Consider the following 9,453-nt stretch of genomic DNA (forward strand, 5'->3'; position numbering starts at 1 on the left):
TGAAATATGATTCCATTTAATAAACCACTAGTCATTGGTAGTGAATTGGCTTATCTACAAAATGCGATTAATAGCGGAAAATTATCCGGTGATAGCTATTATACCAAGCAATGCGAACGCTGGTTTGAACAGCACTTCGGCACACCTAAAGCGCTGTTAACGCCGTCATGTACTGCCTCACTTGAAATGGCGGCAATTTTGCTGAATATTCAAGCGGGTGATGAAGTGATTATGCCAAGTTACACCTTTGTTTCTACGGCAAATGCGTTTGCGTTGCGAGGGGCTAAAATTGTGTTTGTCGATGTTCGTCCGGATACGATGAATATTGACGAAACGAAAATTGAGGCGGCAATTACCTCTCGTACCAAAGTCATCGTGCCGGTACATTATGCTGGCGTTGCTTGTGAAATGGATAGCATTATGGCGATTGCAGCTAAACACAATTTATATGTAGTGGAAGACGCAGCGCAAGCCGTGATGGCTTTTTATAAAGGTAAACCGCTAGGTACAATCGGGCACTTAGGTTGTTATAGTTTTCACGAAACTAAAAATTACAGCTCAGGCGGTGAAGGCGGGGCGATTTTAATTAATGACGCTCAATTGGTAGAGCGTGCTGAGATTGTGCGAGAAAAAGGCACTAATCGCAGCCAATTTTTCCGAGGACAAGTAGATAAATATACTTGGCGTGATATCGGATCGAGCTTTTTGATGTCCGATTTACAAGCGGCTTATTTAGCGGCGCAACTTGAAGCGGCGGAACAAATCAATCAGCGCCGTTTGCATATTTGGCAACAGTATTTCGGAGCTTTTTCACCTTTTGCGGCAGAGCAACGCATTCAGTTACCGCAAGTACCGGCGGAATGTCAGCATAATGCGCATATGTTTTATCTAAAATTTAAAGACTTAACTGAACGTAGCGCCTTCATTGAATGGATGAAGCAAAAGGATATTTTAGCGGTATTCCACTATATTCCGTTGCATTCAAGCCCCGCGGGGCAACAATTCGGCACTTTTTATGGTGAAGATCAATACACCAGTGCGGAAAGCGATCGTTTAGTACGTTTACCTTTATTTTATAATATGTCGGAAGCAGAATTACGCCTTGTGATTGAGGCGGTATTGGAATTTCTTCATCCATGAAATCGTTAAGTAGCACAACCTTTTGGACTGCATTTTCTACCGCATTTAAAATTGTCGTCGGGTTATTACTGATCAAGTTATTTGCCTTGCAATTCGGCACGGCGGGCTTAGGTCAAGTTGCCAATTTTATGACCCTAATTACCGTGTTAGGTGTTTTTGCCGGGGCAGGCATTTTTAACGGCGTCACCAAGTATGTGGCGGAATTTGAACATCAGCCTGAGAAGCTAACCGCTTTGCTCTCAACCGCCAATTGCATTATTGTGTCGTTTTCCGGTGTGTTGGCGTTGATTTTGTTCTTATTTACCGAGCAGATTAGCCAATGGATCTTTTATTCGAAAGATTATCAAAGCGTGGTTATGGCAACCGGTTTGGCGCAGTTCGGTATCGCCAATAGCAATTACTTTTTGGCGATTTTAAAAGGTTATCGTTACGCCAAAGCAAATGCGCTTAGTGTCATTATCGGTTGTCTGTTAGGTTTAATCTTTTTTCTCATCGGTTTAGATAGCTATGGCTATCAAGGGGCGTTAGTCGGTTTTGTTGTGCTACCAGCATTGGTGTTTTTGCCTGCTCGTTATTTCTTAAACAGGCAGTTACAAGCGGTCAAATTTTGGGGAAATTTTGCATTTTCTCTTGAATACGCGAAGAAGTTGCTGAAATTTAGCGTGATGGTTTTTTTGACAGCCGTAACTTTGCCGGTTGCTTATGTGTTAATGCGAGATTTATTAGTTGAGCACTATTCGTTAGAAGCACTTGGTTTATGGCAAGGTGTGAGTAAGATTTCTGACGCTTATTTGCAGTTTATTACTGCGGCATTTTCGGTTTACCTGTTACCGACCTTTGCCAAATTACATGAAAAATCTGCACTGCAGGAAGAGTTGATTAAAGCGCTTAAATTTGTCGGTATTTCTGTTATTTGGACGAGCATGACCATTTTCACCTTTAAGCATTGGATTATATTGCTGCTTTATACCGAAGATTTCTTGGCGATGGAGCCACTGTTTATCTGGCAGTTACTTGGTGATGTTTTTAAAGTAATGGCTTATGTATTCGGCTATTTGGTTGTGGCTAAGGCATCGTTAAAACTATATGCGGCAGCCGAGTTCTTACAATTAGCGTTATTGGTCGGCATGGGCTATTTGTTTATTCCATTACATGGTGCGGAAGGTGCAACGCAAGCCTATTTTGCCACTTACTTTTGTTATTTCTTGCTGTGCGTGGCAGGATTCAAATATTATATGAAACATTAAAAAAGCCCTCGGGACATCCTGTCTGAGGGCTTTGCTATTAACAATACTTGCTAATTATTTGTTGGGGTTGAATTTAGACTGAGACACTCACATTTTCTTTCACTCGGCAGCTACACGCTAGCACATAACCTTGTGCAATTTCTTCTTCGGTTAAATCGCCGGTGTGTACCACTTCATATTCCCCTCCAGTCACTTTGGTTTTACATAAACCGCATAAACCGGTGCGACAGCCGGAAACCACCGGTTGTTCTTGTGCTTCTAATGCGGCTAATAGGGTCATACCGACCGGCACATCTGCTGTGATCTGTTTTGCACCGTTGATAGTTAAGGTGGTTTTCTTATCCGAACTGATTTCACCGGCTAAGGCGGTATTAAAGAAGGCTTCAGTAAAGAAACGGTCTTCGCTTACGCCTAATTCGGTTACGATGTCTTTTAACGCTGCCATATAGGCTTCAGGACCGCATGTCATCACAGTGTAATCGCTCACATTCGGCACCGCGTTCTTGATAATTTCTGCTGAAATTCGACCGCTTGCAAAGCCTTCGGTTGCTTTGACTGAAGCGTTAATCACTAAGTTGAATTTTGGATATTTAGCTTTTAACTCTTCCCATTCTGCTTTGAAAATCACATCTTCCGGCGAATGTACGGAATGGATAACGGTTAAGTTTACTTCTGGGCGGTTTGCTAATAACCAACGAGCCATTGACATAATTGGCGTCACGCCGCTGCCCGCACCGACTAATAAGTAATTATTCGCTAACACCTGTTGGCAAGAGAACTCGCCCATTGGGTTAGAGAACCACACTTGGTCACCGACTTTCACCTCATTATTGAGCCAAGTCGAACCGACACCTCCTTCAATTTCACGCACGGTAATCGACACGAAACGGCTCTCGCCCGGGGTAGAAGAAAGTGAATAAGCACGAGTAATATGTGGCGTGTTTTTAATGCTGACTAACGCATATTGCCCCGCTTGGTACGGGTAGAAATCCTGTGCGATAAAGTTAATCGTTTTTACATTTGGGGCTTCTTGTACGATTGAATAAACTTGTAATTCATTAATACATAAAGGGTTTTTATTGGTATTTGCCATTTTAATTATTCCTTCTTGTTCTTTTCGGACGGGCACTGGACCCGCCCCTACAAGCGGTTTAAATTTGCAAAAATTTTGCGAAATTTGACCGCTCTTTTTTCGTTAGCCGATTATTTATTGATGATATGACCGAAATCTTGTTCAGGGGTAGTTAAACCGCTTAAACCGAATTTTTCATGTAATAAATTCATCACATTGTCATTTAAGAATGCCGGTTTGCTTGGGCCTGAATAAACATTTTTCACGCCAAGTGCTAACAGCGTTAGTAACACGATAATCGCTTTCTGTTCGAACCAAGAAAGCACAATCGAAAGTGGCAATTCATTTAAACCGATACCTAATTTTTGTGAAAGGGTAACCGCTAACATAATCGCCGAATAGGTGTCGTTACATTGACCAGCGTCTAATAAGCGAGGTAAGCCGCCGTCAATCGTGCCAAAGTCTAGTTTGTTAAAACGGTATTTACCGCAACCGAGTGTAAGCACTGCAGTATCTTTCGGTAACGTATAGGCTAAATCGGTGTAATAGTGGCGTTCTTCTTTATCACCGTCACAACCACCGATAACAAATACGTGGCTTAATTTGCCTGCTTTTACTAAATCAATCACTGCATCGGAAGCGTCCATTAAGGTTTTACGACCAAAGCCTACTGTGATGTAGTGTTCTAATTCGGTATATGGGAAGCCGCCACATTCCAACGCTTTGTCGATGACAGGTGTGAAGTCGTGATCATCTAAGTGCGTAACACCTGGCCAGCCCACAATATTACGAGTGAAAATACGATCCGCATAATCGCCCACATTCGGATCGATTAAACAGTTTGACGTCATCACGATCGCACCCGGGAAGCGAGCAAATTCTTTTTGCTGATTTTGCCAGCCTGAACCGTAGTTACCGACTAAATGTTTGTATTTTTTCAGTTCCGGATAGCCGTGTGCCGGTAGCATTTCACCGTGAGTATAAACATTAATACCTTTGCCTTCGGTTTGTTCTAATAACGCTTTTAAGTCTTTTAAATCGTGACCTGAAATCAGGATACATTTACCTTTCACCGGACGGATATTAACCGTTGCCGGCACCGGATTGCCGAAGGTTTCAGTTTCGCCAGCATCTAACATCGCCATCACTTTAAAGTTCATCGAACCGATAGCGAGTGATTTTTCGAGTAATTCGTTTAAATCGCTTGGTTTTGTGCCTAACCAAGCCATAAAGCCGTGGTATTCCACATATAAATTGTTATCGAATTTGCCTAACACATAAGCGTGTTCTAAATACGCTGCCGCCCCTTTTAAGCCGTAAAGCGCTAATAAACGCACGCCGTGAACTTCTTCACCGATTTCCGCACGGTCGGTATCTAACGCAAATTCTTTTGCTTGTTCGGCAAGTTGATCAATCGAAATACCTTTGAGCTCAATATGCGCTAACGGGTGGTTAAGTGTTGGATTCGGCTCAGCTTCGCTAACCGCTTTAATTAATTCGTTGCGGTAAATAATCGCTTGTTGCGCATAGCCAACGATACGGTTTGAATCGAAATTTACATTGGTTAAAGTGGCAAAGAATGCACGGGGGGCAAAGTTATCCGCATCGTGGTGGATAATGCTGTGTTCACGGGCTTTTAATGCCCACGCAGAAAGGCTGTGTAAACAAGCAATTAATAAGTCTTGTAAATCTGAGGTTTCCGCTGTTTTCCCACACATACCTTGACCGAAACTACAACCGTTTCCTACTGGTGTTACCATGGTTTGTTCACATTGAACGCAGTACATAAAATCACTCCAAACTAATTAAGAAAATGAATAACCTACTAAAATAGTAGGAATTAATGGACTAAATCATAGCGATAACAAAAACGGATAAAAAGAGGAAAATTTGGAAAAGTGCACGGAATTTGATCTAGTCGTAGTTCTCTACTTAAAATAGGGTATAGGTTATTTTTATTGCAAATTATTCCTAATATGATTGGTAAGATTTTGCTGGTTTTTGACCGCTTGTTTTGATTCTAAGTGGCATATGATAAACTTTTAATTGATGATGTATTTTGCATCGGAAATGATCATGTAATTTAAACGTATTGTGGCGATCAGAATTGGTCGCTTTTTATCTTCTATATTGTTAGAAAGCATTTTATGAAACCGATTTATCACATTTTAGGTTCAGATATTCCACACCATAATCATACGGTGTTGGGCTTTTTCCAAAATGAACTGTTGCCTCGATTAAATGGTCAGCAACATTTCTTTTATGTTGTGGCGGATCAGTCGTTACAGATAGCCTACTCGGATCTTGCTCTTTCTTGTTTCGACACGAAAAAAAGTATTGCTCAGGCGGTGGTGCGTAAAGCTCGCTTAGATAAGCAGGCACAATTTATTTTACATGGTCAGTATAATTTTCCGCTTTGGTTTGCCATTTTATCTGGAAATTTACCCGCTTCTCGTTGTTATTGGCATATTTGGGGGGCGGATTTATATGAAGATTCAAAAACATGGAAATTTAAACTGATGTATCCCATTCGCCGTATGGCACAAAATAAAGTGCCGGTGTTATGGGGAACGAAAGGGGATCTGGCTTTTGCTCATCAAAAATTGCAACGAGATTCAGCACAAGACTGTGTATTATATTTTCCGACCAAGATGGCAAATTTTCAGTCTCGAGAAATGGTGCAGAATCATTCACAATTAACCATTTTATTAGGGAATTCGGGCGATCAGTCGAATCGTCATATAGATGCGCTAGTACAAATTAAGCAACATTTGGGCGATCAGGTTCGCATTATTATTCCAATGGGTTATCCGGCGAATAACCAACACTATATTGAGCAAGTAAGGCAACAAGCGGTCAAATTATTTAAGGAAAGTGCAATTGAAATTCTGACGGAGCAATTGAATTTTGAAGACTATCTGGCGCTCTTAGCAAAATGCGATACGGGCTATTTTAACTTTGAACGTCAACAGGGCATCGGAACCATCGGTTTACTGACGCAGCTAAATATCCCGACGATTTTATGCCGTAAGAATCCTTTCACACTGGATATGCAGGCGGAGAATGTCCCTTTTCTCTATAGTGAGGAGGTAACGCCAGCCAAGATTGCACAAACTCAACAACAATTGGCAAATTTAGATAAAAGTAAGATTGGTTTTTTTGCACCGAATTATCGTACGCAGTGGTTAGCGCTTTTAACGCAGGTAAGTGAAAAATAATTATGATAATGGAATATGCTTTACTCGGTGGATTTTATCTCTTATCGGCATGGCTGCTCTTAGCGCTTTGCTATATGGCTTATCAGCGAAAACCTTTTTCGTTCCACTTATTATTTAGTATTATTTATTTTGTGACTTTTTATTTAGGTTTCCCGTTATCACTGATATTATCTCTTGGTTTTGATGTTGAGCTACAAAGTGCGGACAGCTTGTTGTTAACTTTATTTAGTGCTTTATCCGGTTACCTCATCTATTACGCTATTTATCACTCTTCATTATTATCAAGAGTGGATACAAGACAACAAGCGGTCGAATTTCCACAGAAATTTGCAAAATTTGAAGCAAAAGTGACCGCTTATCTGTTAGCGGGAGTGGCAATTGCGAGTTTAGTGGCGTTTATTGCGATAAATGGGCTGTTGCTATTTAAACTTACGCAATATAACCAAATCTTTTCCGCAGCGGTAAGCGGCGTGGCTTTAAAACGTTTCTTCTATTTCTTTATTCCTGCGCTACTGATTATGTTTTTCTTAGCTAATAATAAAAAAGCGTGGGGTATTTTTCTGGTCTGCGGTGTGGTATTTGGGCTACTCACTTATTTAGCTGTGGGTGGAACCAGAGCTAATATGGTATTGGCATTTGTGTTGTTCTTTTTTATTGGCCTTTATAAACGCTACCTTAGCTTTAAATGGTTAGTGATAGCGGGAGTAGCGATGATAGGTGCAATGTTTATCTTAGCACTGGTACGTTACGATCTGAATGTAAGCGGTAAAGAAGCATTATTTACTTTCTTATATTTAACCCGTGATACCTTCTCTCCGTGGGAAAATGTTGCTTTAATTTTAGATCAAGCGATGGAACATCAAGGATTGATGCCGATAGTGCGTGATTTTTATGTGTATATTCCCAAATGGCTATGGTTGGACAGACCGGACTATGTTTTAAATACGGCAAATTATTTTACGTGGGAAATATTAGGTAATTTTTCCGGATTAGCCATTTCGCCGACTCTCTTAGGTTCTTTCTATATTATGGGCGGCTTTCCGATGATCGCTTTAGGTATGGCATTTATTGGCTTACTTATTAAAGCTTTCGATAGATTGCTTGATTACGGCAGAACGCATTCTCAAGCCAGTCGTGCTGCACTGATTCAGGCTTATTGCTTTGCGAATTTATTCAATATCATTGTTTTGGTGCGAGAAGGGAGCGATGCATTTTTTTCTCGCTTGAGTTTTTTCAGTGTGATTTTTGCATTATGTTGGCTAATCGCCTATCTGGTTAGCACACTTGCTAACAACATTACACGAATAAAAGAAGGCTAATATGATACAAAGCGTCACCATCAGAGGCATTGAATTACTTGCCGCAAAAGACAAAATGACCTTCGTGGATTTTTTAATGAACCAACAAGCGGTCAAAACCGGCAAACTAATTGCAATTAATGCGGAAAAACTCATTATCAGCGAGCAACAAGCAGAAGTTAACAAATTACTGGAGAATGCAGAATATAAATATGCGGACGGCATTAGCATTGTCCGCGCTATTAAAAAGAAATATCCGAATATACAAGAAATAGAACGCATTGCTGGTGCCGATTTATGGGAAGCGCTGATGCAGAAAGCCGGCGAGTTAGCGGTTCCGGTATTCTTGGTGGGAAGTACAGCGGATACATTGGCAAAAGTACAGCAAAAATTAACCGCTTGGAATGTCAATATTGTCGGGACGCAAGACGGTTACTTTAAAGCGGAAGATGAAGATGTGCTGATTGAATGTATTCGCCGCAGCGGTGCCAAGTTTGTGAGTGCCGCAATGGGATCACCGAAACAAGAACTTTTTATGCAAAAAGCCCAACAAGCCTATCCGCATTGCTTATATATGGGCGTAGGTGGCACTTATGACGTATTTACCGGAAAAGTTAAACGTGCGCCTAAAATTTGGCAAGATCTCGGGTTAGAGTGGTTATATCGTTTATTGAGTCAACCGACACGCTGGCGACGTCAATTAAATTTAATTTGCTTTGCGTATTACTACTACACAAAACAGCTATAAAAAACAGCAAGATTGACAATTATTATTCATTTTGAATAAATTAAAAGCAGGCGAACGTATTTTTGTAACTTTTTTTAAAAAAGTGCTAGACAAGGCAAGGTGAAATCTATAATATACGCCTTCGTTGCGACGCACTAAACAAAACGACGAAAATCGTAAGCGTTCGTAGCTCAGTTGGATAGAGCGTTGGCCTCCGGAGCCAAAGGTCGCAAGTTCGAATCTTGTCGAGCGCGCCAGTGGTCAAAAGCAATATTCAATCGGCAATGGTGGCTATAGCTCAGTTGGTAGAGCCCCGGATTGTGATTCCGGTTGTCGTGAGTTCGAGTCTCATTAGCCACCCCATTTAAAATATACTCTTATGAGTAACTGACGGCGAGTAGCGCAGCTTGGTAGCGCAACTGGTTTGGGACCAGTGGGTCGTAGGTTCAAATCCTATCTCGCCGACCACTTTATTTTTTGTTCTTTAACAATTTATCAGACAATCTGTGTGGGCACTTGTTGATTGACTTAATTAAAAAATATTTTTGATTTTGAAGTCTTAATAGGTGCTTAAACTAGAAATTCATTTTTACTTTAGAAGTAGAATGTAAACTTAGCTAAGCAGTTTATTGAGCGATTAAACTTTTTGAATTGAAGAGTTTGATCATGGCTCAGATTGAACGCTGGCGGCAGGCTTAACACATGCAAGTCGAACGGTAGCAGGAAAGTACTTGTACTTTTGCTGACGAGT

The 9,453-nt window shown here is 40.9% G+C and carries 7 protein-coding genes, 3 tRNA genes and 1 rRNA gene; 9 read left to right on the top strand and 2 right to left on the bottom strand.

The features are described from left to right. Positions 1-6 precede the first annotated feature (6 nt). A complete protein-coding gene (gene rffA, locus C228_RS0108480; RefSeq protein WP_018652206.1) occupies positions 7-1,140 on the top strand; it encodes a dTDP-4-amino-4,6-dideoxygalactose transaminase in 1,134 nt (377 codons plus the stop codon). Then, positions 1,137-2,387: a lipid III flippase WzxE gene (gene wzxE / locus C228_RS0108485; RefSeq protein ID WP_018652207.1), complete on the top strand. Its 1,251-nt coding sequence runs from the start codon at positions 1,137-1,139 to the stop codon at positions 2,385-2,387. Before rffA ends, wzxE begins: the two co-directional genes overlap by 4 nt. A 73-nt stretch (positions 2,388-2,460) precedes the next feature. Here the strand turns inward: wzxE and hcr are convergent, their stop codons facing one another. Next, complete coding sequence (hcr, locus tag C228_RS0108490; RefSeq protein WP_018652208.1) at positions 2,461-3,480, bottom strand: NADH oxidoreductase; 1,020 nt, start codon at positions 3,478-3,480, stop codon at positions 2,461-2,463. Between the two features lie 110 nt (positions 3,481-3,590). Further along, entirely contained in the window at positions 3,591-5,246 is a 1,656-nt protein-coding gene (gene hcp / locus C228_RS0108495) for a hydroxylamine reductase (protein ID WP_018652209.1), read from the bottom strand. Between the two features lie 360 nt (positions 5,247-5,606). Here hcp and C228_RS0108500 point away from each other — a divergent pair, with 360 nt between their 5' ends. The 7 genes from C228_RS0108500 to C228_RS0108530 all read left to right on the top strand — a co-directional run. Then, the gene (locus tag C228_RS0108500; RefSeq protein ID WP_018652210.1) at positions 5,607-6,677 is read left to right on the top strand and encodes a TDP-N-acetylfucosamine:lipid II N-acetylfucosaminyltransferase; all 1,071 of its coding nucleotides are present in this window, start codon (positions 5,607-5,609) and stop codon (positions 6,675-6,677) included. Positions 6,678-6,679: 2 nt separating this feature from the next. Continuing rightward, positions 6,680-7,996, top strand: coding sequence for an ECA oligosaccharide polymerase (gene wzyE, locus C228_RS0108505; protein WP_026313250.1), 1,317 nt, complete (start codon positions 6,680-6,682; stop codon positions 7,994-7,996). Between the two features lies 1 nt (position 7,997). Continuing rightward, positions 7,998-8,723, top strand: coding sequence for a lipopolysaccharide N-acetylmannosaminouronosyltransferase (gene wecG, locus C228_RS0108510; RefSeq protein WP_018652212.1), 726 nt, complete (start codon positions 7,998-8,000; stop codon positions 8,721-8,723). 159 nt (positions 8,724-8,882) lie between these two features. Next, positions 8,883-8,959, top strand: a tRNA-Arg gene (locus tag C228_RS0108515). Positions 8,960-8,989: 30 nt separating this feature from the next. Then, positions 8,990-9,065, top strand: a tRNA-His gene (locus tag C228_RS0108520). Between the two features lie 28 nt (positions 9,066-9,093). Then, positions 9,094-9,170, top strand: a tRNA-Pro gene (locus tag C228_RS0108525). A 180-nt stretch (positions 9,171-9,350) separates the two neighbouring features. Then, positions 9,351-9,453, top strand: a 16S ribosomal RNA gene (locus tag C228_RS0108530); the annotation flags it as partial.

It is taken from the genome of Actinobacillus capsulatus DSM 19761, from assembly GCF_000374285.1.
GTDB lineage: Bacteria > Pseudomonadota > Gammaproteobacteria > Enterobacterales > Pasteurellaceae > Actinobacillus > Actinobacillus capsulatus.

Excerpts from the sequence above, each read along its gene's own strand:
- wzyE (WP_026313250.1), top strand. The coding sequence starts at position 6,680 with ATGATAATGGAATATGCTTTACTCGGTGGATTTTATCTCTTATCGGCA.
- hcp (WP_018652209.1), bottom strand. The coding sequence starts at position 5,246 with ATGTACTGCGTTCAATGTGAACAAACCATGGTAACACCAGTAGGAAAC.
- C228_RS0108500 (WP_018652210.1), top strand. The coding sequence starts at position 5,607 with ATGAAACCGATTTATCACATTTTAGGTTCAGATATTCCACACCATAAT.
- wecG (WP_018652212.1), top strand. The coding sequence starts at position 7,998 with ATGATACAAAGCGTCACCATCAGAGGCATTGAATTACTTGCCGCAAAA.
- hcr (WP_018652208.1), bottom strand. The coding sequence starts at position 3,480 with ATGGCAAATACCAATAAAAACCCTTTATGTATTAATGAATTACAAGTT.
- rffA (WP_018652206.1), top strand. The coding sequence starts at position 7 with ATGATTCCATTTAATAAACCACTAGTCATTGGTAGTGAATTGGCTTAT.
- wzxE (WP_018652207.1), top strand. The coding sequence starts at position 1,137 with ATGAAATCGTTAAGTAGCACAACCTTTTGGACTGCATTTTCTACCGCA.